Genomic DNA, 22,168 nt, shown 5'->3' with positions numbered 1-22,168 from the left:
GATTTGGAGAATGGTCCGGATTTGGTGGTTCGATGCAAGCACATGCGCGGGTGGTGATCGTCGGCGGCGGATGCGTTGGCGCGGGTATTCTTTATGGCCTGGCCAAGCGCGGCTGGACCGATGTCGCGCTCCTCGAGCGCACGCAGCTCACCGCCGGCTCGACCTGGCATGCGGCGGGGCTGATTCCGTCCTATTCCCGCAACATCAATGTTGGGCGGATGATCAAAAAGACGATCGAAATCTATGAGGGTCTCGAAGCGGAGACCGGGCAGCCGGTCGGATGGCACAAATGCGGACAGTTGCGCATCGCCAATTCGAGAGACCGACTCGACGAGTTCAAGAGCTATATGAGCGTGGCCGAGGTGCAGGGCATGCGGGCGCAATTGCTCACCCCCGATGAGGCGCACAAGCTCTGGCCGCTGCTCGACAACAAGGACATGCTGGGCGCGCTCTACCATCCCGATGACGGCCATATCGCGCCGGCCGATGTGACGCATGCCATGGCCAAGGGCGCGCGGGATCTCGGCGCAAAAGTCTATCTCAACACCGAGGTCACCGGCTTCAAGCGGACCGCTTCCGGCGAATGGCTGGTCGAGACCAACAAGGGCGACATCACCTGCGAACATATGATTTGCGCCACCGGCAATTACGCGCGCCAGACCGGCGCGCTGCTTGGCTTGGAGATCCCGGCGATCCCCATCCTGCACCAGTACTGGATCACCGAAGCGGTGCCGGAGGTGGTGGAGCGCAAGCGCGCGGGCCGCCCCGAAATGCCGATCCTGCGCGACGAAGGTTTCGAGGGCTATCTGCGCGAGGAAGGCGACGGGCTGATGTTCGGGCCCTATGAGCGCACCGAACACCTCAAGCTCTTCGCCGAGGACGGCGTTCCCGACTGGTTCGGCGCCGATCTGCTGGAAGAGGATTTCGAGGCGGTGTCGTGGAACTGGGAGCAGGCGCTGCAGCTGGTGCCTGCGCTCGGGCGCGTCGGCATCAAGGCCAATGTGCGTGGCCCGTTCCAGATGACGGCGGACGAGCTGCCCTTGATGGGGCAGGCTTGGGGCCTGCCCAATGTCTGGCTGGCCGAAGGCGTGCCGGGCGGCATCCTGTGGGGCGGAGCTATCGGCTACTATTTGTCGGAGCGGATCGTCGAAGGCGGCAACAGTATCGATACATCCGATCTCGACCCGCGCCGCTTCGGCGACTACGCCAACAAGGAGTGGACGCGCGAGAAGGTGCGCGAGGCCTGGGGCACGCATGCCGAACAGAAATACCCGGGGCAGGACATGCCTGCCGCGCGGCCGCAGAAGACCGCGCCTTCCTATGACCGGCTGACGGAACTGGGAGCGGTCTGGGGCGTGCTCAATGGCTGGGAAATGCCCAACTGGTTCGCGCGCGACGGCGTCGAGGCCAAGGACCAATATAGCTGGCGCTGGACGCCCAAGGGGAATCTTGTCGGCGAGGAAGTGCAGGCGGTACGCAGCGCCGTCGGCCTGGTCGAGATGACGCCGATGACCAAGTTCGAGGTGTCAGGTCCCAGCGCGGCCGCCTGGCTGGACCGGATCATCGCCAACCGCCTGCCGGCCGTCGGCAAGGTGACGCTGGCGCATCACCTCACCACCAGCGGTGGCGTGCAGGCGGAATACATGGTGGCGCGGCTTGGCGAGGACCTGTTCTACCTGATCTCGACGCCGCGTGCCGAACGCTGGAACTTCGACGACCTTTCCAGACTACTTCCCGCCGACGGCAGCGTATCCTTGAAGAACGTCACCAACGACCGCGGCTGCTTTACCGTCGTCGGGCCGAACGCGCGGGCCGTGCTGCAGCCCCTCACGGAGATCGACCTTTCCAACGAAAGTTTTCCCTGGTTCGGCGTCAAGACCGGCAGCGTCGCCTTGGCAGGCGACGTGCGGCTGCTGCGGGTGAACTATGAAGGCGAGCTCGGTTGGGAACTCTATCATCCCCTGCCCTACCAGCGGCGATTACTCGACGCGATCCTCAAGGAAGGCGAGAAGCACGGCATGCGGCTGGTCGGGCTGCACGCGCTGGAGTCGCTCAGGCTCGAGAAATCCTATCGCGCCATGTATCGCGACATGAACCCGGAGCTCAACGCGCTGGAGAGCGGGCTGGAGCGCTTCATCCGGCTCGACAAGGGCGACTTCGTCGGGCGCGACGCGGTTCTGAAATACAAGGAGCGAAACGACCAGCGGCGATCCGTGACGCTCAGGATCGAAACCGACGGCGCCAGCACGCTTGCCAATGAAGGGCTCTATAGCGACGGCGCGCTGGTTGGGCGCATCACGTCGGGCGGCTACGGCTACGCGCTCGGGCATGACGTGGCACTAGCGCTGCTGCCCGAGCGGTTTTCGAAGCCGGGCACCAAGCTCGACGTCGCGATCCTGGGCGACTGGAAGGCCGCCGAGGTGATCGCGGATTCGCCTTACGATCCGACCTCGGCCAGGGCGCGGATGTAGTAGGCGGGGCCTGCAAAGGCCCCGTTGCCGACGTGTCCTTCGGAGGGAAGCCCGTATGCGTATCGATCGGATCAACGTCTATTCGGCGCAATTGCCGGTCAAAGGCGGTGTCTACCGGATGGCCAGCGCCGATGTGGAGGCGCTGGATTCGACGCTGGTCGAGATCGTTACCGATGACGGTTTTGCCGGCTGGGGCGAGACCTGTCCGATCGGACCGGTCTACCAGCCGCATCATGCGCTGGGCGCCCGCGCGGCGATCGCCGAGATCGCGCCGGGGCTGATCGGTTCGGAGATCGCCTCGATCCGGCTTCTGGCCAAGCAGATGGACGAGCGGCTCAACGGCCACGGCTACGCCAAGGCCGCCTTCGACATGGCGTTCCTCGACCTGCTCGGCCAAAAACTCGGCGTGCCGGTCTCGACGCTGCTGGGCGGCGCGCTGACCGGCCGCGTGCCGGCCTATTATTCGCTGATCGTCGGCCCGCCGGAGGAGACGGCGAGGGTCGCCGCCGACAAGGTGAGCGCCGGTTACCGGCGCCTGCAGGTCAAGATCGGAGGCCGCAACCTGGAGGAAGACGTCGCCGTCATCCACAAGGTCTGGGAAGCGGTCGGTTACAAGGCTCGGCTAGCGGTCGACGGCAACCGAGGCCTGACGGTGGCCGCAGCGATCCATCTCGACCGGGTCTGCCAGCAAATTCCCTTCGTCTTCGAGCAGCCCTGCAACACGATGGACGAGATCGCGACGCTGAAAGGCCGCATGACGCATCCGGTCTATCTCGACGAGAGCACCGAGGATCAGAACGCGGTGCTGCGGGCCATCTCGCTGGGCATCGCCGACGGCTTCGGCTTCAAGGTGACACGTCTGGGTGGCCTGACGAAGATGACGACCGTGCGCGATCTCTGCGCCATCCGCTCGCTGCCGCACAGTTGCGACGACGCCTGGGGCGGCGACATCATCGCGGCGGCCTGCGTGCATCTGGCCGCCACCGTCGAGCCGCGCCGCATGGAAGGAGCCTGGATCGCCCAGGAATACATCAAGGGCCATTTCGACCAGAAGCAGCCGGTCGTCATCAAGCAAGGGCACATCGCCGTGCCGCAACGGCCGGGGCTCGGCGTAAAGCCGGAGCTAGGCATGTTCGGCAAGCCAGTTGCGATATACGGGCCGTAAGCAGGAAGCGGCGCAGCCAGCTTCGCGGTTTCGGGTCGAATGGCCGCGGCGTAGGCGACTCATCGGCGCCGTCCCCACTCCGTCTCGCCTTCGCCGAGCCACCTCTCCCCTCCGGAAGGAGAGGAAACGCAGACTGTTGAGGAAGCGATTGTCCTCGGGCTGTACGTTCGACCAAGCCAAGCATCCGATCACTTCGTGAACGACGCGGATCGTTCCGCCCTGTCCTGCGTTCTTGTGACACGCAAGGAGGAACGGCGATGGACGACGATCGGACCGAAAAGATCAGGCAGCGTGCCTATGAGATCTTTCAGCGCGAGGGCGGCATCCTTGGCAATCATGAACGGCACTGGCATCAGGCGGAGTTGGAGATCGACCGCGAGGCCGCCCTGCCGCTGACGGCAGACGATGCGCTGCCAGAAACGCGCGAGATCGACAGCGCCGATGTGCTGACGGTGGAGGCGCTTGCCATGCGCACCGGCATTTCGGGCGACGAGGCGCAAGAGCTGCTCGACAGGCTGGGCAACGACCGCGCTGCGATCGAGCAAGCGGCGCGCGATCTGCAAGCACGCAAGCGCGGTGTCGATTAGTGGCACTGCATTGAGATTTTGACCGGTCGGCTCTGTTTGTGTTGGCAGATGGCACGCGTTGGAGATTGGCCGAAACGCCCATCGCGATCGTTTGCAGGGCGGAGCGAAGTTCCGTCGCGAAGACCCTGGAATCCAGGCCGTTGCCTTCACCCAGGAATGCAACAGAGCAAAATTCTGCACCGTGGCGTCGCTTTCAAGTCACGGAATGATTTCTATGGTCTGCGCCGCGTCGCTTCGCTCCCTGCTCCGCCATAGAATGACGAGGTTGGGGCGGCCTCCAGCAATCCCGGCGTTTGCGCCGATTTCACGGAAATGAACGGAAAATTTTGCACCAAGAGGCGGTTGGCCAGCCAATCGGACCGGCCACAGGTGGCACTCTCCATCCGGGTTGACAGGTCAGACGCACCGTCCTAATTTTCGCGTTAGTGGCTACTAACGCGAAATACTGGACTGCGCTCGGCGATCAGACGCGACGCACGATCTTCGAACTGCTGGTCGACCGACCCAGTTCGGTCAGCGGGCTCGCCAATGCGCTGCCCGTGACGCGGCCGGCCGTCTCGCAGCATCTGAAGGTGCTCAAGGATGCCGGGCTGGTGGCCGATACGCGCTCCGGCAAGGAGCGCATTTACCGGATCGATCCGGACGGGCTCGCGGCGTTTCGCGCGGAGATCGACCAGTTCTGGGTGAAGACGCTTGCGGCCTACAAGCTGGCTGTCGAGCAACCGACAAAGGACGAGACATGATCAAGCAACCGGCACCTGCTCCCGTTAGGCATTCCGTCGTCGTCGAGGCTCCGATCGCGCGCGCCTTCAAAGTGTTCACCGAGGATTTCGGCAGCTTCAAGCCGCGCGAGCACAATCTGCTTGCCGTGCCGATCGCGGAAACGATCTTCGAGCCGCGCGTCGGCGGCCACGTCTACGACCGCGGCGTCGATGGCTCAGAGTGCCGCTTCGCCCGCGTGCTGGCCTACGATCCGCCCGACCGGCTGCTTCTGAGCTGGGACATCAGCCCGCGTTGGCAGATCGAAACCGACCTCGCCAGGACGAGCGAGTGGGAGGTCCGCTTCACGGCCGAGGCGGAAAACCGGACCCGGGTCGAAATCGAGCACCGCCATATCGAACGGCATGGCCAAGGCTGGGAAGGCGTACGCAGCGGAGTCGACGGCGATCAGGGCTGGCCGCTCTACCTGCAGCGGTTCCAGGCGCTTTTTTCCCGGGCGGCCTGACAGCTGCACCCCCTGGGGGCATGGCCCGCATGGTGGCGATCGGAGGAGCACTGGATACAATGGAAGCCTATTGGTTGAGCACCCTCGGCGTGCTTGCGCTCTGCCTCCTGTCGGTCGCGCTGGCGATCTACTCAGGCTCGTCCAAGGGTTTTGCAGGCAAGCTTTCAGGGCCGGTGATCCCGGCGGACGACGACAACTCTCTTTATCGGATCGATCGCGTCCACATGAACTCGGTCGAGGCGCTCGCGCCCTTCGTCGTGCCCGTGTTGCTGGCGATGATGGTCGGCGTCGAGCCGGTGACGCTCGCCGTGCTCGTCTGGGTTCACTTGGCGATACGTTTCGTCCACATGATCATCTACCTGCGCGGCGGCAACGCCGCCAAGGGCGGCAGCGTCAGGACGATCCTCTATGTCTCCGGAGCGGTGGTCACGCTTGTCCTCGTCCTCGTGACGGGCTGGGCAGCGCTTCGCTGAGCAGCGCTCGCTTTTCGCTCCGTCGGCGGAACCCTCGCCCCGATCAGAGGTTCATCCCTGTACAACCACAGGAGATGCGCCATGGACCACACCAGCCACGTAAGACTGACCAACGCCGAGCTGACGCCCGACATCCTCGAAGGCGCCACCATCTACGGCCCGGATGACGAGAAGATCGGCTCGGTCGACCACCTGCACGGCAGCCAAGTCGTCATCGATGTCGGCGGCTTTCTCGGCATCGGCGCCAAGCCGGTGGCCGTCACAGCCAGCCAGCTCGATTTCATGCGCGACGAGGACGGCGACGTGCATGCAGTCACCAGCTGGACGAAGGATCAGCTCAAGGCGATGCCGGAGCATCGCGACTGAACAGGGACGCTTCGCGACTGTGAATCAATCAAGAGAATCCGGCCCGGCAATTGCCGGGTCGGGTTTTTTGCGCGGCGCGGTACTCGTTTGTCGCCTGACGAGCGTCACGCGGATTGCCGTCGCGTCAAAAATGTGTGGCGGGTTCCCTCTGGAGCGGCGAGAAAGCCCGGGACAGGTCGGCGATTTCGTGGGGCGATGAACCGCTTCAAGGATCAGCGGCGCATGCTCGCAAGCAGGCAAATACACAGCCCCGCGTTGAGCGTTGCCGCGAGCGCCAGCGTGGCCAGGACAAGATTGGCGCCGCCCGTGCCAAGAAGCAGCGCTCCAACGGACGGAGCCGCCGCCTGGACGATGAGGCTGGGCGTCGCGAGCTTGCCCATCAGCACCGCGTATTGCTGCGGGTCGAACAGCACCAGCGGCAGCGCGCCGCGCGCGATCGTATGGATGCCGTTACCCGCGCCATAAAGGATCAAGGCGAGAGCAACAAAAGTCTGGCTCGTCAGCAGCAGCCAGATTCCGGCGGCAAGCAGCGTCACGGATGTCAGCATCGTCCAGATCGGATGGTGCCGGTTGCGGCCGATCAGCAGCTCCGCCACTCTAGCGCCGACTTGTGAAGGGCCGACCAGCGCGCCAAGTCCGACGGCGGCTGCCAGGCTCGCGCCGCGCAATTGCAGCAGCGTCAGCAGATGCACGGAGAGCATGGACGCGACCAGTGCGGCCAAGGTCTGAATGGAGGCCAGCAGAATGAAGCGCGCCCGCGCTCTGCCGGTGGTCGATGCCTCTTTCGACCTGTCTTTGACCGGCGCAGGCGCGGCGGCCGGAGGCGACGGTATTATCCACAGATGGAGCGGCAAGCAGATTGCCAAATGGATCGCGGCATAGGCAAGGCAGGCGGTGCGCCAGCCGCCTTGCTCGACAAGGAAGGCGCTGATCGGCCAGCAGACGGTGCTGGCAAAGCCGCCGAAAAGCGTCAGGTTGGTGATGGCGCCGCGCGCGCCCTGTCCAAAGAGGCGGCCGAGTGTGGCGAAGCCGGCATCGTAGAGGCCGCTCGACATGCCCAAGCCCATGAGCAGCCATGCAGCCAGATAAAGAGGATAGTCGGTCGCCGTCGCTAACAGCGAATGCGCGGCCGCCAGCAGCAGCGAGCTCGCGGCAAGCACCGGCCGTCCACCGTGGCGCTGGATCAGCCGCCCGGTGACGGGGGACACCAGCCCGGCAAGCAGGAGCCCGCAGGATAGCCCGGCAACGACCGAGGCGAACGACCAGCCGGTATCCCTAGCAATCGGCGCGGCAAGCACCGCGGGCAGGTAGTAGGATGATCCCCAGGCGAGAATCTGCGTGATGCCAAGAGCCGTAACGAGGACGCGGCGGTTGTGTGCGATGGGCGCGGTGGCTTCCAATCAGGCTTGCCCTGGTGGATAGGCGACCTTCTCGCCATCCTCCTTGACGAACTCCCGCACCGGATTGTCGAGCAGCGGCAGCACCGCTTCCGACGGCCGGCACAGTTTTGTCCCTTTCGGAGTCTCGACGATGGGCCGGTTGATGAGGATCGGATGGGCGAGCATGAAATCGATCAGCTCATCGTCGCTCCATTTCGGATCGGCGAGGCCGAGTTCGGCGTAAGGCGTGCCCTTCTCCCGCAACAACTCGCGCGCAGAAATCCCCATCGCGGCGATCAGTTCGAGCAGCCTTTCGCGGCCCGGCGGCGTCTTGAGGTATTCGATCACGACAGGGTCTTCGCCGCTGGCGCGGATCATGGCGAGCGTGTTGCGGGAGGTGCCGCAGTCGGGGTTGTGATAGATCGTGACCGTCATGGCTCTGCTTTCAAGGGTTGTGGGTTGGCCGCGGGCCGCAGCAGCCAGCCCATCAACGCGAGCGCGGTCAGGGCACCGAGCAATTCGGCGACGACGAAGCCGGGCAGATCGAGCGGCCTGATGCCGGAAAAAGTGTTGGTGAGTGAGCGCGCCACGGCGACGGCGGGATTGGCGAAGGAAGTGGATGCCGTGAACCAATAGGCCGCTGTGATATAGAGCCCGACCAGCCCCGGCACGGCCCGCCGCTCGAAGCGGAGGCCAGCGAGAATGACGGCGACAAGGCCGAATGTCGCGACCACTTCCGAGAACAATTGCGCCGGCCCGGCACGCAGTTTCGTCGCGACCTCCAGCGCCGGCAGGGCGAACATGAGATGCGCGGCGATCGTGCCGGCGATTCCACCGACGACCTGTGCGAACAGATAGGCAGGGAGATCGCGAGCAGGCAGCGACCGGTTGAGACAAAACACCAGCGAAACGGCCGGATTGAGATGCGCGCCGGAGATCGGCCCGAGCACGGTGACCAACACCACCAGCATGGCGCCGGTTGCTAGCGTGTTGCCAAGCAGCGCCAGCGCGGTGTCATGCGTCAGCGTCTCGGCCATGATGCCGGAACCGACGACGGTCGCCACCAGTAGACCGGTGCCCAAAGCTTCAGCCGCAAACCGGCGCGGCAGATCGAAAGTGTTCATCGGTCGACCCTGGATTGGACAATGGGGAGTTGGGTAGCGGGCGTGACGGTCATTGCCGGCTCTCCTCGCCCGGCTGGCAGCAAGGTGCCGCAAGCGCCGGCGCGCAGATTTCCGGCCGGCCCGAGCAGCAGTCCTCCATCAGGAAGCGGATCAATCCGGACAGCGCGTCGAACTCGGCGCTGTAGACGATCGAGCGGGCATCACGCCGCGCGGTCACGAGACCGGCGCGTTCGAGTTCCTTGAGGTGGAAGCTGACATTGGACGGCGAGACCTCGACCTGCTCGGCGAGCGACCCGGCGGCAATGCCTTCCGGGCCGGCAACGACCAGCAGCCGCAGCAGGCGCAGCCGTGTTTCCTGCGACAGCGCGCCAAAGGCGGTCAGGGCTTGACGTTCATCCACGTTTCAACAATCCTTGAAATATTGAAATGAGGAATAGCCGACATGCTCTCTTCTGACAATCGGAAAAACATCGCTCCTATGGACCCCTCCGACCTGACCATCGGCGATCTGCTGATGGCGCTGGCCGATCATAAGGACAGGCCACTGGTGTTCCGCTATGACGGGCGGCCGGTAAAGCCTGGCTACCACGTCACCGAGGTGAAGGCTGGACAGTTCTCGGCGCTGGATTGCGAAGCGAATCCGGAATCCTGGTCGGAGATATTCGTCCAGCTGTGGGACGTGGACGAAGGCGGACCGGTCCATATGCCAGCCGGCAAATTCGCCGCGATCATCCGCAAGGTTTCGGACCATGTCGCTCTCGATGGGGCTGCTAAGCTGACCTTCGAGGTCAGCGACGGCGTGCGCCCCATCGAACTGCACCGGGCAGCCCAGCCGAGCCTTGTTGGCGGGACGGTTGAGGTCGAGCTGTCGCCACGGCCGTCAAGCTGCAAGCCGCGCGACCGCTGGCTGGAAGACAGAAGGCAGCGAGCGGGTGCGGAGGGAGTCGCTGCTGTTGAGCCCGCTAATGGTGACGCGCCGCCCTGATCAGAACCGGATCATGCCATTGGCCTGCAACAAATAGAGGCCCACGAGAACGATGGCGATCAGCGCCACCCAAACGGCTGTCTTGCTCATCCGCGCAATCCCTGTCGATCGGCGACAGTGAACGCGCGCGCCACGGTTGTGTTCCCGATATGCCAGGCTGCACATCGCCTAGACAGGATCAAGTCACGAATTGCTGGACGATGCGCGTCCGTGCATAGTGGCGGCAATGGCGCCTGGTCGATGAAGATGGCTGTGGATGACAAAGCGGACAATCCGGGCGTGGCGGTGTTTCCGCCGCTGCTCTTTCTCGTGGCGCTGATCGCGATGCTGGCGCTGCGCTATGTCTGGCCGCTGGCGATCGGCGGCCGCCCGCTGACCATCGTGCTCGGCATAGTGCTGGCAGCACTGGCGGTTGCGATCATCGCCTGGGGACGCTCGACGATGTTGCGCGGCGGCACCAATGTGAACCCGACGCTGCCGACCACCGCGATCATCACCGGCGGCCCGTTCGGCTTCACCCGCAATCCGCTTTATGTCGGCCTGATGGGACTGCTTCTCGGGATCGGGCTGCTGTTTGACAGTTGGTGGGCCGTCATCGCGACCATCGCGAGCTTCCCCATCCTGCATTACGGCGTGGTGCTGCGCGAGGAGGCCTATCTGGAACGCAAGTTCGGCGAACCCTACCGCGCCTACAGGGCGAGCGTGCGCCGCTACCTTTGAGCATCAGTCCTTCGGCGCGTTGCTGTAGAGCGCCACGCCGACGCGGTCGTTGCGCCGCCACCGCACCAAAGCGCGATAGGCCGTATCGTCGGCCGGGACCTCAAGCAGAAAGCGGTCCGGGATCTCCACATTGGCGCCGACACGCAATTCCGCGCCCTGCTCGTGCTGATTTCTGACCGAGCAGCCGATCCTGACGCCGGCGGCGATGATCGTGGCTTCCTTGAGCACGAATTCGCGCGCATGAAGACGACGTTCGGTCTCGGGATAATCGGCCATATCCGGCGGGCTCCTCAGGCAAGGCTCTCCTCGCCACGGGGCCGCACTATAGCAGCGAGGCGTTTCCGTTCCGTTAGCGATTGCTGAAACAGTGGTGTGCCGGCTTGATATGCCGGCCGGGTTCACGGATGGAGCGTTCACGCCTGGGCGTTCAGCCGGCGACAGTGATGCCGCTCGCGCGCAGCACCCAGCGGCGGCCGTCGCTGCGGAACTCGGTGAGCGACAGCGGCTCGATGTCGATCTTCCAGACTGAGGAAAGCGGCGCGCCGAGCACATGCGCCATGGCGGCGCGGATCGGCATGGCATGCGTCACCGTGACGATGTGACCGCTTTCGCCGGCCAGCCGCTCCATCAGCGCAGCACCCCGCCGGGCGACGTCGGCGAGCGATTCACCGCCATGGGGCGCCGCGTCTGTACCGGCGAACCAGGCCGCCATGCCTTCCGGATCCTCGGCCTGCACCTCTTCGAAGCCTTTGCCGGCCCAGCGCGCGAAATCCTGCTCGGCAAGCAGCGGCTCGACCGTCGCGTCAAGGCCGAGCGCCTCGGCCGTCCGCCGCGCAGCCAGCGCCGGACTTGTCCAGACACGGTCGGCGCGACGCAGCGAAGCGGCCAGCGCGCCGGCGCGATCGAGGGCGCGCGGCTCCGGCGGCTCATCGTTCGGAAAGCGGCCCTTGCGCATGCCGGCCGTCGCTCCGCTTGCGATCATCGTCAGGCGGACAAGCATGAAAAACTCCGTGGCCCAGCGAAAAACAGGCCTCACGAAGCCGTGCCGCCATTACATGTCGTTGACAGGCGAACGAAGTGCTGACAAGTGTCTTAGTGCTATACGGGATTGGAAGCCGGTGCGAGTCCGGCACGGTCGCGCCACTGTAATCGGCACCAGCCGAAAGTCAGGCCTTATTCCGCAGCACTCGATCAACGGGACGCAGTATCCCAAGGGAGGTCAATATGTCCGACACCACCTTCGCCCCCAGCTACGGCCCGGTTGCGATTCCGGTCCGCGAGCTTCTGCCCTGGGCCATCCTCGGCGGGCTGCTTTTGATGCTGGCGATCTATTTCGTCGGCGCGGAAGAAGGCGCCACCTCGCTGATTCGCGGCACCTATGTGCACGAATTCGTGCATGACGGCCGCCACCTGCTCGGCTTCCCCTGCCACTAAAGCGGTTCAGCATCGCTGAACCTGCTTTCGATTCTGATCCAACGCAATTCCGGACGGAAAACCGCTGCGCACTTTTCCTGGAATTGCTTGGTTGGCTTAACGCAATTCCGGACGGAAAACCGCTACGCACTTTTCCTGGAATTGCTTGGAGGGATTGGTGACATGGTTGGAAAACTTTTGCTGCGCGGCATGCTTGTCGGGCTGGTCGCCGGGATTCTGGCGTTCGCCTTCGCCCGCGTCTATGGCGAGCCGCAGGTCGACAAGGCGATCGCCTTCGAGGAACAGCAGGCCCAGGCCGCCGGCGGGGCGCCGGAGCCCGAGATGGTCAGCCGCGCCACGCAAGCCGGCATCGGCCTGGCAACCGGCGTGCTGATCTATGGCGCCGCGCTTGGCGGGCTGTTCTCGCTGGTCTTCGCCTATGCCCATGGCCGGCTGGGCTCGCTCGGACCGCGCGGCACCTCGGCGCTGATCGCGGCACTCGGCTTCCTGGCCGTGATCGTGGTCCCCGGCCTCAAATACCCGGCCAGCCCGCCGGCGGTGGGCAACGCCGAGACCATCGGCTACCGCACCGAGCTGTTCTTCATCATGATCGTCGTCTCGATCGCGGCGATGGTAGCGGCGGTCGGCCTGGCGCAGCGGCTGTGGAACCGGCTCGGCGCCTGGAACGCCTCGATCGTCGCGGGCCTCGCCTTCCTCGTCGTCTTCGCGCTGGTGAAGGCGGCGCTGCCCGACATCAACGAAGTGCCGGAGAACTTCTCGGCGACCGTGCTGTGGCAATTCCGCGTCGCCTCGCTCGGCATCCAGCTGGTGCTGTGGACCGTCGTCGGGCTCGGCTTCGGCGCGGTTGCCGAACGCGTGGTCGCGGTGCGCGACCAGCGCAGCCCGGCACGCCGCTACGCCTGAAATCCGATGCGTTGGCCGCCACGGTTCTGCGCCCTGGCGGCCAAAGCGGCTCAACGGTCGGTACGACCGCAGAGCCACTTTGGTCTTTCGTTTTCTCGCAATTCCGGACGGAAAACCGCCGCACACTTTTCCTGGAATTGCTCGGTTGCGGCGCTGCTCGCATTTCTGGCCGCCACATCCGCGCAGGCGCATGGCGGATCCTCGGCCCCGCCTCCTCCCGGCATCCAGATCCCCAGCCTGACCCACGGCCAGATGGCCGTCATCGCGCGCTATCGCGGCAAGATCCTCGACCTCGCCCAGCGCCAGACCGCGACCGACCCGACCTTCCGGCGGCTCTACAATCACGGCAATCTGCAATTCACCTATTGCCTCTGGGGCTTGATGCCGGGCAGCCTCGGCGACGAGGAAAGCCCGTTCAACGAATGCAGCCACGCCTATCTCGCCGCCGCCAAGGCGCTGCTCACCTATATGGCCACAATGCCCTCTACCGAACGCAACGCGAAGGCGCTGATCTCGGACATCGATGCCGAGATGGTGCGCAGCGGCGCGGCGTGGATCCTGTGCCAGTATAGCGGCGAGGCCTCCAGCACCGGCGCGGTCGTCGAGCCCAGATGGCGCGACATCTTCTTCCACTTGCCGAGCCTTGCGGTGATCCTCGCCACGGTGGCGGCGCTCGGCGCCGCTGCATGGTCGATTTTCCGTTCACCCGCTCTGCGAGCCGGCGCTGCTTAGAACGGTTCAGCGTTTCACGGAATCACCGAACCGCTCCCGGTCTTGCGTGTGATCGTTTTCAGGAAAGCCTGAACGCGCAACCATGTCAGCTCGGCTGCGGACGCATCGTAATCCGGCAGCGCTTGATCGGTGTAGAAATGGCCGATCCCCGGATAGGTGAAAATTTCTGCCCTGACGTGGCAGCGCTTCGCCGACGCCGACCAGTCGGCAACGTGTTCTGGCTGAGCAAATGCATCTGGGTCGGCGACGTGGACCGCGACCGGGATGTGTCGGCGAACATTGCTGGGAATGTCAGCAAGGCCATGCAGCAGCACAATGCCGGCGGCAGCGATTCTTTCTGACCAAACAGCACTGATCACGCCAGCTCCCATGGAATGGCCAGCGAGCACCGCGTCTGGAGAAGTCTGGAGGAGCGCCTCCCTGGCGCGGTCGCAGATGGTTTCCCACCCAACATTGCTCATCAAGTCAAGCCCGTCGTCGACCGATGCCGCAGTCAGCCCTGCGTAGAGGTCCGGCATCACAACATCGTACCCCGCGCTTCGCATGCGCTCAGCAGCTTGATGCTCCACCGCCCGAAGGCCCAGCGCCGAGTGAAAGAGTACAATAGCAGCCATCCGCTTTCCCTCCGGCGTCGCCTGGCCGATCGCGTTGAGTTCGGGCAATGATCGTCTTTTATCCGGCTTATAGAATCCCCATCACCAGCCATGCCCCTTTCCGAAGCCTTCGCCGTCACCCTATCATCCATGCGCGCGCTCGTGATGGTGGCCTTCCGGTTCGGCCATGGCGAAGGGCAAATCCTCGGTGTCGGGACCGGCTGCCAGTTGCAGCCTGGCGCTGAATTCGTGTGGTTCGGCAGGTGCGACCAGGCTCTGCAGATAATGATGGTCGCCGCCGACCGGAGACAGCGGCAGGCTTTCGACCGCACCGTCCGCCCTTTCAATGGCGACGTTCGCCCGCAGGCCCTCGGCGTGACGCGACAGGCGCAGCCGCATGCGCTCGCCCTGCGGCGTGTCGACGATTTCGAGCAGCCCGCTGGCTAGCTTGCCCGAGACCAGGAATGAATCCGGCGCATGATGGTGGCCGGCTTCCGTCTCTGGCTCGGCAAAGTGCACCGTGGCGACGTCGAGTGCCGGGATGTGCGCGAAGAGCTCGGCCTTGAGCGATGCGGCGATGTTGTTCGCGGCGGCAAGCAGCAGGCCGTCATTGACAGCGATCGTAACATCGACATGCAGCTTATGGCCGAGCCAACGGGCTTTGGCGTCAACCACTTTTTCGATCCCGGCGACATGGTCGGCGGCGTGGTGAATCCCGTCAACGAGGCCGGGCTCAACGCCGTCCAGCATGCGGGTCAGCACCGAGCGCGCCGATTGCCAGACGATAGCGAAAATGGTGACGGTGATAAGCAGGCCGATGATCGGATCGGCGAGCGGAAGGCCGAGCCAGACGCCGGCCGCGCCTGCGACCACGGCAAGGCTGGTGAGGCCGTCGGTGCGGGCGTGATAGCCGTCAGCAACCAGCGCCGCGCTGTTGATCTGGCGACCGACGCGGATGCGAAAAACCGCCACCGCTTCATTGCCGAGGAAACCGATGATGCCGGCGAGGGCCAACCAGCCAAGGAAATGCACCGGCTGCGGGTTGAACAGGCGATTGATCGCCTCGTATCCGGCCACCAGCGCGCTGGCCAGGATGATGAGCACGATGATGATACCGGCGAGATCCTCGACCCGGCCGAGGCCGTAGGTGAAGGCCCTTGTCGGTTTGCGGCGCACGAGCACAAAAGCGATCCAAAGCGGGATGGCGGTGGTCGCGTCGGCGATGTTGTGGATGGTGTCGGCAAGCAGGGCCACGCTGCCCGAAAGCACCACGACGACGCCCTGCAGCGCGGCCGTGACCGCGAGGATCACGAACGACCACTTGATCGCCCAGATGCCGCGGTCTGTGGTGGCGATGGTCGCGTCGATCACGCCATGAGTATGGCCATGCGGCCCATGGTGGTCGTGGCCGTGGCCGCCATGATGTCCGTGCGCACCGAAGCCGAACCAGTCGAGCGCTTTTTCCCACATCGCCGCCTCACAGATATTTGGTGAGCTGCTTCAGCTCTTTGAGCGTGTCCCTGGTCGGTTCGCCGCCTTCGACAAGGCAATGCTCCATATGGTCGTGGATCAGCTCGCGCTTGGCATTGCCGACCGCGCTTTCGACGGCATGGAGCTGTTGCGCGAGGTCAAGGCAGGACCGGCCCTGCTCGAACATGGTGAGCACGGCGGCGAGATGGCCATGCGCTCGCTTGAGCCGGGCGATGATATCGGGATGGGAGCTGTGTATCGTCATGCAAACATCCTATCCCCCTGGGTAGGATATTGCCAACAGATAATATGCCTCGAACTCTCGAGGCTAGCCCGCGGCAGGGCTGGACTCGCCGCCCAGCCCAGCGTGCCCGCTGGCAGATGCTCGCCGACGCAGCAGGTCCTTGGCCCGTGGGGCAGTCTCTGCCGCGAAATCCCGTTTTCATTTGATCAACCGGCTGCGGCGAGCGGCAGCCCCGCGGCAACCAAATGCTTGGTTTGCCGTTTATTTTAGCGGCTGCCGCCACCTCCCGTGGGGCCAGGCGGCTCCGGCGGCCAGAGACCACGCGAAAGGAGGCCGCAATGACACGGCCCGCAGTGGAGATAGGCGACCGGGTGGCTGTCATCGCCACCGTGGTCGAGCGCATCAGGGACCGCGTGATGCTGAAGCTCGACGGCGATGGTCATAATTATTCGATGGCCGAGCCCAATGCCAAGCCAGGCGACAAGCTCAGACTCGAAGGCGACGTCGTGCATGTCGACGAGGATCTCGGACGCACGACCGTGCAGGTGCTGGGACGCGTGACGGTCGACACCAACTCGGTCGAAATGGTGACGAGGCGTTGCGACCTCGACCATATCGGCTCGAACGTGCCCGGCCACCCTCGCCCGCGCACCCCGCCGAGACCACACGGGTAAGACCGGTGGCTGAGGCGCGATCCTCCTCGCCGCGAAGCGGTGGACTGCCTTAGTGACGCTTGAAATACTGCACCTCGCGTTCGTGCTTTTCTGCCGCTTCGCGGGACTTGAAGGTGCCCAGGTTGCGGCGCTTGCCGGTTCTGGGATCGACTTTGCGCGAATAGAGCCGGTATTCACCGGATTTCAGCTTGCGGATCATGGCGGTCTCCTTGTGAACCAGGACTCTAATCCGCCTGGGGCCCTCGCGGTTCCGAGCAGGACCTTGCCGCCCAGTCACGGCCCGCCGGCAAAAAAAGCGCTGCTGTCGGTGAACCATTTCACGGACGCAAACGACCCAATGTCGGAAGCGACACCGTAACGACACGATTGAGTCGGATTATTTGTATTCAAATGACTTTCGCGACGTTATGCCGATGTCGCTGAAGTGCCGGATCTGAGGAGGGTGAGATGGTTACGGCGAAGCTTCACGGTGTTGAACTCGTCAGGGGCCAGAAGTGGACGGTGCGCGTCACCGCCTACGGCACAACGCTCATCTTTCCATTCGAAGCCGAGCAATATGCGCGCTCCTATGCCGATGGCCAGGCCTTCCGCCTCGGCGTCGAGGTTGTCGAACTGAAGGATTGCGCCTGAGGGGCCGAGCCGGCCATCGCTGAATGGCCTCAAGACCCGCACAGCTATAGAATAGGCGCATGTCGGCTTTCGACTCGGCAAAGCAATGGGCGCGAGGGATCAAGCGCGATGTGATGGCGCTGTGGATTGCGGCCCGCGATCCGCGTGTCCCCTGGTATGCAAAAGCCACAGCGGGTGCGGTTGCGGCCTATGCGCTGAGCCCCGTCGATCTTATCCCGGACTTCATCCCCATCATCGGCTACCTGGACGACTTGGTGATCGTGCCTGTCGGCATCATGCTCGCGGTCAGGCTGGTCCCGCCCGATCTGATGCAGGAATTCCGCGAAGAGGCGGTGCGACGCGAGAAGCCGGTGAGCAAGGCCGGGCTCGCCTTCATGATCGCGCTCTGGGTGCTGGCGGCGCTGGCGCTCACTTGGCTGTTCTGGCCAAAGCCAGCCTGAACGCTTCGGGGCCCGACCAGACGGCGTCGATTGCATTGGCCTGGCACGGCCATCTTTAGATTAGCGACATTTTGTATTTGTTGTAAATCAGGGTCATGCTTTTGGCGCGCGCGAAGCCACATGCGCAGTGTGCAGGGTCAAAAAGGGTCAGGCGTGATGCAATTCGCAGTTTGCTACGACCACAGCGGGTTCGATCTGGCGCGGTCGATCCTCTTCGATGTCACGGCGTTCTTTGCGCTGATGGCGCCATTGGCGATCGCGCGACTGATCGAGATATCGCGACAGGACGCCGCCCGGTTACAGCCAGCCTGAAGCCTGAAAAGCACGGAATTCCTAACCGTCGCCGGCGACCTTTCGGATCGGCAGGTCGCCGAGCAATGCCGAACAGTCGATCACCTCCTGGAAGTGAGCCTGCGGATCGAGCACGAGCCATGAAGCGTGGGTGCGAAGATCCTTCAGCCTGGCATTCTTTTGCGCACGCGCCAAGCGCTCCGCCTCGGAAGCCTGAAAAGGGCTTTCGGCCTTGTGATGGTGAGGAGTCCTCGACATCGCGGCGGAAAACGCGCCGACTCCCCTTTTCGTTCCGCGAAAGCGGATGACCCTCTGCGCATTGCAATGACCCGTGGGGCCAGGCTGGCGGCACCGCGCAACGCTGCTACCGATGCGACAAACGAGCGGAAAGTGCCGGACCGGCGGTTGGGGTAGCCCGGCTTGCCTTGGCGGTAAAAGAGTACGGCTCTTTGACTGGCAAGCCGGGCTGAAGCGCCGACCTTTGGGTTTCCTTGGGGGGAGCCGGCGCAGGGATAGAGTGTCGGTTTCCCGCTGCGCCCGCAATTGTTGCTGAGGTCCTACGCGCCGGCGCAATGGTCCGACCGGTTGGAAGCCGGGTGCCGCAATTCCAAGGCTGAAAACCGCGCCGACCTTCCTGGAATTGCTTCAGGCGCCCGAGCGCTCAAACTCGTGTAAGACGGCCGTCTTCTTGAAGCGCTCTTTTGACGAAAAGCTCGGCGTGTTGCGCCCATTCCGCTTCCGCGACGTCATTCTCGCGAACGGACTGCCTGAAAGCTTCCCGCAGTGCCTCGAGCTCAAAAATCGACAACCGCTGGTTTGTTTTTTGCTTTTTTTTGCCGACGTCCATACTGCGTTGCCAACAGCGTGATGAAGCCCATTGTATATGCGGCGGTTGTTCGACCCATCAACAGCTTGATCCTGACTTCTTTTGGGGGCAAATTTTTGCCGCGACGTCCGCAGTTCATGTCGGGAAAGAGCGGCCCGCCCGCCGATATGGACGGGTTGCAAGCCGGGCCGCCCGCGAGAGGTCGCCGCTATATGTCTACATCCACAACGATCGATGAAGAGACCGCGCCAGGCCAAGGCATCAGCGGTGTGGCGCTATATCCCGCGGGGCATATGCCATTGGTCCGGAGCCGGGGCTTGATTGGTGGTTGTGTCGGCATTGCAAAAGAACCCGTAATTTCAGGTGGCAGCCGGCCCGCGTCTCCTCCGTCAACAGGAATGGCGCTGGCTTTGCCGCCCGGCGGAGCAAGCAGCCTCCTCGCTTGCGAATCAAAGCCCGCCCGTCGGCGTGCGCCCAAACCTGCTCTGCCATTAACCTTTCCCATGGGCACGGACCAAGGTCGGTGTCGCAATTGCCTCCCCTCACCTATACTGTCGCGGACGGGTGGGTGAATGGTGCCGATGTTTGGGAGGTATTTAACACGACCTGCACGAATCTGGAGCGGGCTCTCTCTGGCCTGGCAGTTCGTGATCGCGGGCGGTATCGGCCTTCTGGCGGTGATGCTCGTGGTCGGGCTGTGGGTGACATCGCAGATCCGTGACGGGGTCCTGCACAATTCCGCCGCCACCACCGCGCTCTATGTCGACAGCGTGATCGCACCCTTGCTGCCCGATATGCGCAAGAGCCAGGAACTTGACGACACCGTCAAGCGCGCGCTGGACGAGACGCTGGGCCAGGGCGCGCTCGGGAAAAGGCTGGTCTCGTTCAAGCTGTGGCGGCGCGACGGAACGATCCTCTACTCCAAGGATGCCAGCCTGATCGGCAAGCAGATCAGGCCCAACGCCAACCTCATCGCCGCTTTCGCCGGCAACGTCATGGTCAAATACAACAGGCTCGAGGACGAGGAAGACGACAAGGAGCGGTCGATGGGCGTTCCGCTCCTCGAAATCTACAACCCGGTGCGCGAGCCGTGGTCCGGCGAGGTCGTGGCGGTCAGCGAATTCTACGAATTATCCGGCGACTTCGAGGAATCGCTCCACTCAGCTCTGCTGTGGACATGGCTGGTGGTGGCGGCCGCCACCGCCGCGGCGCTTGCCCTGCTCTCCGGCATCGTTTTCCGCGGCAGCCGCACCATCGTCACGCAGCAGGCTGCGCTCGAGGCCAAGGTTTCCGAATTGCAGACGGCCCTGGCGCAGAACTCGTCGCTGCGCCAGCGCGTTCAACGCGCCTCGCGCCGCGCCACAGCGATCAACGAGCGGTATCTGAGGCGCATCGGCGCCGACCTGCATGACGGACCGGCGCAACTGGTGGCGCTTGCCGCGCTGAGGATGGACAGCCCGGCGCTGGTCGACCCGGCCACGTCCAGCCAGCTGCGCGAAGCCGAGATCGCCGGCATACACAAGACGCTCGGCGAAGCGATGCGCGAGATACGCGGCATCTGCAACGGGCTGGTGCTGCCACAGATCGAGGCGCAGGCCATCGCAGACATTTTGCGGCTGGCGGTAGCCGAGCATGAGCGCCGCACCAGCACCAAGGTGTTGCTAACCCTGCCTGAGCGCTTGCCGGAACTCGGCACCTCGGAAAAGATAAGCGTCTATCGCTTCGTGCAGGAAGGCCTGAACAACGCCTTCCGGCATGGCAAGGGCAAGGGCCAGCAGGTCAGAGCCACGACGAAAGGCGGCAAGCTTTTGGTCGAGGTGATGGATTCGGGTCCCGGCTTCGACCCGGCCCGAAGCGAGGGCCTTGGGCTTGCGGGCCTCAGGGAACGCATCGAAAGCATAGGCGGGCAGTTCGAGACGCTGTCCGGCCCGGAAGGAACAAGACTGGTGATTGCCTTGTCTGTCGAGGAGCAACCGTGAGCACATCCATCCGCATCGCAATAGTGGACGACCACCCCCTGTTTCGCGAGGGCGTGGCGCGCAGCCTCGGCGAAATCGGCGGCTTCGAGCTTGTCGGCGAAGGCGCCAGCGCCGAGGACGCCGAAAGGCTGGCGCGCGCCAGCGCGCCCGATATTCTCCTGCTCGACATCAGCATGCCGGGCGGCGGTCTCAACGCGCTCGCCAGTATCCTTTCAGCGATGCCCGAACAGAAGATCGTCATGCTCACGGTATCGGAGACCAATGCCGATGTCGCCCAGGCGCTGAAGGCCGGCGCGCGCGGCTATGTACTGAAAGGCGTGGGCTCCAAGGCGCTGGCCGAGATCCTGCGCGATGTCGCCAACGGCCAGAGCTACGTATCGCCGAGCCTTTCGGCCAGGCTGCTCTCCGACCTTTTGCAGCCCACCGGCAGCAAGCCCGATCCGCTCAGTCAGCTCACCGGCCGCGAGGCCGAGATCCTGAAACTGGTCGCCGAAGGATTGAGCAACAAGGAGGTGGCCGCCCGGCTGTCGCTGCAGGAGAAGACGGTCAAGCATCACATGACCAGGGTGCTCGCCAAGCTCAACGTGCGCAACCGCACCGAGGCGGCGCTGCTGATGCATGAGGCGAGGGAAAGGCACTAAGGTACTGGGGAATTGAAGAATTGAAGAACTGAGGAATTGAGGAATTGAGGAATCGGGGAACTGGATAAGAGAGGACTCTTCAGTTCTTCAGTTCTTCAGTTCTTCAATTCTCAACGCTCACAAGTTCAGCAGGCGCGACAGGTCCTCCTCCGTCGCTTGCCGTTCGATGATGGTGCGGCCTTGCGCATCCGTCATCTCGAAACGGCCGTTCTGGACCTGCTCCTTCATACCGTTGCGATGAATGACGGTGACCTTATCGCCGTCGATCGAAAGCGTGTCGCCGGTCGCGGCATTGGTGTAGCTATTCTTGCCGCCGGGATTGGTATTGCCCTTGCCGCTGTTGTTGCCCGGCCCGGCATTGGGGTTGCTCGCGCCAGCATTGCTATTGCCGTTGTCGCCCTGGCCATTGCTGTTGCCGTTGTCGCCACTATTGCCGGAATTCGAGCCGCCGGCCGAGCCGGAATTACCGCTGCCGCCGCCTCCACCACCGCCGTTCCCCCCGTTGCCGCCATTGCCGTTACCGGCGGCGGTGGCTGCGGCAATCCTCGGCGCGCCGTCAAAGGTGATGTGCCAGGGCGCAAAGATCAGCGCCAGCGCGCTAAACACACGCAGCGCGAGCCAGGCGAGCCTGCTGAAGGGGCGGTTTCGCATATCTTCTCTTCGTTCCGGTCCCACTTCCGCATGGCTGAAGCTCCGCTCACGGCACAGACGAGGCGGAACCGGTGTGTTGATCCGGGCGAGAATTCACATTCCGGCGGGGCGACGAAAGCGGCCCACGACCCTTGCCCCCACCCGTCGGACCATTTCCGGCGCCAT

31 protein-coding genes and 1 riboswitch are annotated in these 22,168 nt (G+C 64.0%); of the genes, 18 read left to right on the top strand and 13 right to left on the bottom strand.

The window, feature by feature from the left end:
• Nucleotides 1-32 precede the first annotated feature (32 nt).
• The 7 genes from LB523_RS23685 to LB523_RS23655 all read left to right on the top strand — a co-directional run bounded on the left by LB523_RS23685 (nt 33) and on the right by LB523_RS23655 (nt 6,287).
• Nucleotides 33-2,471: an FAD-dependent oxidoreductase gene (locus LB523_RS23685; RefSeq protein WP_224607442.1), complete on the top strand. Its 2,439-nt coding sequence runs from the start codon at nt 33-35 to the stop codon at nt 2,469-2,471.
• A gap of 55 nt (nt 2,472-2,526) precedes the next feature.
• Nucleotides 2,527-3,636 carry a mandelate racemase/muconate lactonizing enzyme family protein gene (locus tag LB523_RS23680; RefSeq protein ID WP_224607440.1) on the top strand — a complete coding sequence of 370 codons (1,110 nt, stop codon included), beginning with the start codon at nt 2,527-2,529 and terminating at the stop codon, nt 3,634-3,636.
• A 257-nt stretch (nt 3,637-3,893) separates the two neighbouring features.
• Entirely contained in the window at nt 3,894-4,223 is a 330-nt protein-coding gene (locus tag LB523_RS23675; RefSeq protein ID WP_224607437.1) for a DUF2934 domain-containing protein, read from the top strand.
• Nucleotides 4,224-4,648: 425 nt separating this feature from the next.
• A complete protein-coding gene (locus LB523_RS23670; protein WP_181175242.1) occupies nt 4,649-4,966 on the top strand; it encodes an ArsR/SmtB family transcription factor in 318 nt (105 codons plus the stop codon).
• Nucleotides 4,963-5,448 carry an SRPBCC family protein gene (locus LB523_RS23665; protein WP_140847962.1) on the top strand — a complete coding sequence of 162 codons (486 nt, stop codon included), beginning with the start codon at nt 4,963-4,965 and terminating at the stop codon, nt 5,446-5,448. Before LB523_RS23670 ends, LB523_RS23665 begins: the two co-directional genes overlap by 4 nt.
• A gap of 59 nt (nt 5,449-5,507) precedes the next feature.
• Nucleotides 5,508-5,921: an MAPEG family protein gene (locus tag LB523_RS23660; protein ID WP_224607435.1), complete on the top strand. Its 414-nt coding sequence runs from the start codon at nt 5,508-5,510 to the stop codon at nt 5,919-5,921.
• An 81-nt stretch (nt 5,922-6,002) separates the two neighbouring features.
• Nucleotides 6,003-6,287, top strand: coding sequence for a hypothetical protein (locus tag LB523_RS23655; protein WP_040980340.1), 285 nt, complete (start codon nt 6,003-6,005; stop codon nt 6,285-6,287).
• Nucleotides 6,288-6,499: 212 nt separating this feature from the next.
• Here LB523_RS23655 and LB523_RS23650 read toward each other — a convergent pair whose 3' ends face one another.
• From LB523_RS23650 to LB523_RS23635, 4 genes are read right to left on the bottom strand one after another with little or no spacing between them, the layout of a single operon-like run.
• Nucleotides 6,500-7,687, bottom strand: coding sequence for an MFS transporter (locus tag LB523_RS23650; RefSeq protein ID WP_224607433.1), 1,188 nt, complete (start codon nt 7,685-7,687; stop codon nt 6,500-6,502).
• Nucleotides 7,688-8,101, bottom strand: a complete 414-nt coding sequence (arsC, locus tag LB523_RS23645; RefSeq protein WP_140544977.1) for an arsenate reductase (glutaredoxin) — start codon at nt 8,099-8,101, stop codon at nt 7,688-7,690. It abuts the gene before it with no gap.
• Nucleotides 8,098-8,790 (bottom strand): aquaporin, encoded by a 693-nt coding sequence (locus tag LB523_RS23640; protein ID WP_224607430.1) that lies wholly within the window; start codon nt 8,788-8,790, stop codon nt 8,098-8,100. Before LB523_RS23640 ends, arsC begins: the two co-directional genes overlap by 4 nt.
• A 49-nt stretch (nt 8,791-8,839) precedes the next feature.
• Nucleotides 8,840-9,190 (bottom strand): ArsR/SmtB family transcription factor, encoded by a 351-nt coding sequence (locus LB523_RS23635; RefSeq protein ID WP_224607428.1) that lies wholly within the window; start codon nt 9,188-9,190, stop codon nt 8,840-8,842.
• Between the two features lie 42 nt (nt 9,191-9,232).
• On the opposite strand from LB523_RS23635, the gene LB523_RS23630 reads away from it, so the two are divergent.
• A complete protein-coding gene (locus LB523_RS23630; protein WP_224607426.1) occupies nt 9,233-9,775 on the top strand; it encodes a DUF6428 family protein in 543 nt (180 codons plus the stop codon).
• A 252-nt stretch (nt 9,776-10,027) separates the two neighbouring features.
• Complete coding sequence (locus LB523_RS23625) at nt 10,028-10,495, top strand: methyltransferase family protein (RefSeq protein WP_224607424.1); 468 nt, start codon at nt 10,028-10,030, stop codon at nt 10,493-10,495.
• 3 nt (nt 10,496-10,498) lie between these two features.
• Here the strand turns inward: LB523_RS23625 and LB523_RS23620 are convergent, their stop codons facing one another.
• Together LB523_RS23620 and LB523_RS23615 are read right to left on the bottom strand one after the other, a co-directional pair.
• Nucleotides 10,499-10,771, bottom strand: coding sequence for a PilZ domain-containing protein (locus LB523_RS23620; RefSeq protein WP_224524721.1), 273 nt, complete (start codon nt 10,769-10,771; stop codon nt 10,499-10,501).
• Between the two features lie 151 nt (nt 10,772-10,922).
• On the bottom strand, nt 10,923-11,495 hold the full coding sequence (locus LB523_RS23615) for a histidine phosphatase family protein (RefSeq protein ID WP_224607422.1): 573 nt from the start codon (nt 11,493-11,495) through the stop codon (nt 10,923-10,925).
• A gap of 81 nt (nt 11,496-11,576) precedes the next feature.
• A riboswitch (adenosylcobalamin (AdoCbl) riboswitch) is annotated at nt 11,577-11,728 on the top strand.
• On the opposite strand from LB523_RS23615, the gene LB523_RS23610 reads away from it, so the two are divergent.
• The 3 genes from LB523_RS23610 to LB523_RS23600 all read left to right on the top strand — a co-directional run bounded on the left by LB523_RS23610 (nt 11,720) and on the right by LB523_RS23600 (nt 13,564).
• Nucleotides 11,720-11,929, top strand: a complete 210-nt coding sequence (locus tag LB523_RS23610; protein WP_095770085.1) for a CbtB domain-containing protein — start codon at nt 11,720-11,722, stop codon at nt 11,927-11,929. (Overlaps the previous riboswitch by 9 nt.)
• 162 nt (nt 11,930-12,091) lie before the next feature.
• Nucleotides 12,092-12,832, top strand: a complete 741-nt coding sequence (locus LB523_RS23605; RefSeq protein ID WP_224607419.1) for a CbtA family protein — start codon at nt 12,092-12,094, stop codon at nt 12,830-12,832.
• 252 nt (nt 12,833-13,084) lie between these two features.
• Nucleotides 13,085-13,564 carry a hypothetical protein gene (locus tag LB523_RS23600; RefSeq protein WP_224607416.1) on the top strand — a complete coding sequence of 160 codons (480 nt, stop codon included), beginning with the start codon at nt 13,085-13,087 and terminating at the stop codon, nt 13,562-13,564.
• Nucleotides 13,565-13,578: 14 nt separating this feature from the next.
• Here LB523_RS23600 and LB523_RS23595 read toward each other — a convergent pair whose 3' ends face one another.
• The 3 genes from LB523_RS23595 to LB523_RS23585 all read right to left on the bottom strand — a co-directional run bounded on the left by LB523_RS23595 (nt 13,579) and on the right by LB523_RS23585 (nt 15,892).
• Nucleotides 13,579-14,226, bottom strand: coding sequence for a dienelactone hydrolase family protein (locus tag LB523_RS23595; RefSeq protein ID WP_224607413.1), 648 nt, complete (start codon nt 14,224-14,226; stop codon nt 13,579-13,581).
• A gap of 75 nt (nt 14,227-14,301) precedes the next feature.
• Nucleotides 14,302-15,627: a cation diffusion facilitator family transporter gene (locus LB523_RS23590; protein WP_224607408.1), complete on the bottom strand. Its 1,326-nt coding sequence runs from the start codon at nt 15,625-15,627 to the stop codon at nt 14,302-14,304.
• A 7-nt stretch (nt 15,628-15,634) separates the two neighbouring features.
• Nucleotides 15,635-15,892: a metal-sensing transcriptional repressor gene (locus LB523_RS23585; RefSeq protein WP_040973109.1), complete on the bottom strand. Its 258-nt coding sequence runs from the start codon at nt 15,890-15,892 to the stop codon at nt 15,635-15,637.
• Between the two features lie 317 nt (nt 15,893-16,209).
• Here LB523_RS23585 and LB523_RS23580 point away from each other — a divergent pair, with 317 nt between their 5' ends.
• A complete protein-coding gene (locus LB523_RS23580; RefSeq protein WP_224607405.1) occupies nt 16,210-16,545 on the top strand; it encodes a hypothetical protein in 336 nt (111 codons plus the stop codon).
• 49 nt (nt 16,546-16,594) lie between these two features.
• On the opposite strand, the gene LB523_RS23575 is transcribed toward LB523_RS23580, so the two are convergent.
• Nucleotides 16,595-16,744 carry a hypothetical protein gene (locus tag LB523_RS23575; RefSeq protein WP_095770090.1) on the bottom strand — a complete coding sequence of 50 codons (150 nt, stop codon included), beginning with the start codon at nt 16,742-16,744 and terminating at the stop codon, nt 16,595-16,597.
• Nucleotides 16,745-16,992: 248 nt separating this feature from the next.
• Between LB523_RS23575 and LB523_RS23570 the strand changes: the two genes are divergently transcribed.
• The 3 genes from LB523_RS23570 to LB523_RS23560 all read left to right on the top strand — a co-directional run bounded on the left by LB523_RS23570 (nt 16,993) and on the right by LB523_RS23560 (nt 17,927).
• A complete protein-coding gene (locus LB523_RS23570; RefSeq protein ID WP_036258067.1) occupies nt 16,993-17,175 on the top strand; it encodes a hypothetical protein in 183 nt (60 codons plus the stop codon).
• Nucleotides 17,176-17,234: 59 nt separating this feature from the next.
• Complete coding sequence (locus LB523_RS23565; protein WP_224607402.1) at nt 17,235-17,615, top strand: YkvA family protein; 381 nt, start codon at nt 17,235-17,237, stop codon at nt 17,613-17,615.
• 120 nt (nt 17,616-17,735) lie between these two features.
• Nucleotides 17,736-17,927 carry a hypothetical protein gene (locus LB523_RS23560; protein ID WP_224607399.1) on the top strand — a complete coding sequence of 64 codons (192 nt, stop codon included), beginning with the start codon at nt 17,736-17,738 and terminating at the stop codon, nt 17,925-17,927.
• Between the two features lie 21 nt (nt 17,928-17,948).
• On the opposite strand, the gene LB523_RS23555 is transcribed toward LB523_RS23560, so the two are convergent.
• Both LB523_RS23555 and LB523_RS23550 read right to left on the bottom strand, forming a co-directional pair.
• Entirely contained in the window at nt 17,949-18,101 is a 153-nt protein-coding gene (locus LB523_RS23555) for a hypothetical protein (RefSeq protein ID WP_224607397.1), read from the bottom strand.
• A 466-nt stretch (nt 18,102-18,567) separates the two neighbouring features.
• Nucleotides 18,568-18,753 carry a hypothetical protein gene (locus tag LB523_RS23550; protein WP_224543959.1) on the bottom strand — a complete coding sequence of 62 codons (186 nt, stop codon included), beginning with the start codon at nt 18,751-18,753 and terminating at the stop codon, nt 18,568-18,570.
• Between the two features lie 560 nt (nt 18,754-19,313).
• Here LB523_RS23550 and LB523_RS23545 point away from each other — a divergent pair.
• Nucleotides 19,314-20,711, top strand: a complete 1,398-nt coding sequence (locus tag LB523_RS23545) for a sensor histidine kinase (RefSeq protein ID WP_224607395.1) — start codon at nt 19,314-19,316, stop codon at nt 20,709-20,711.
• A complete protein-coding gene (locus LB523_RS23540) occupies nt 20,708-21,352 on the top strand; it encodes a response regulator (protein WP_224524745.1) in 645 nt (214 codons plus the stop codon). The genes LB523_RS23545 and LB523_RS23540 overlap by 4 nt, the downstream gene beginning before the upstream one ends.
• Nucleotides 21,353-21,469: 117 nt before the next feature.
• On the opposite strand, the gene LB523_RS23535 is transcribed toward LB523_RS23540, so the two are convergent.
• A complete protein-coding gene (locus LB523_RS23535; protein ID WP_224607393.1) occupies nt 21,470-22,027 on the bottom strand; it encodes a hypothetical protein in 558 nt (185 codons plus the stop codon).
• Between the last annotated feature and the right edge of the window lie 141 nt (nt 22,028-22,168).

The organism is Mesorhizobium sp. ESP-6-4 (assembly GCF_020164735.1).
Lineage (GTDB): Bacteria > Pseudomonadota > Alphaproteobacteria > Rhizobiales > Rhizobiaceae > Mesorhizobium.
The sequence above is the reverse complement of the archived record's forward strand: the minus strand, read 5'-3'. Positions and strand labels throughout refer to the sequence as shown.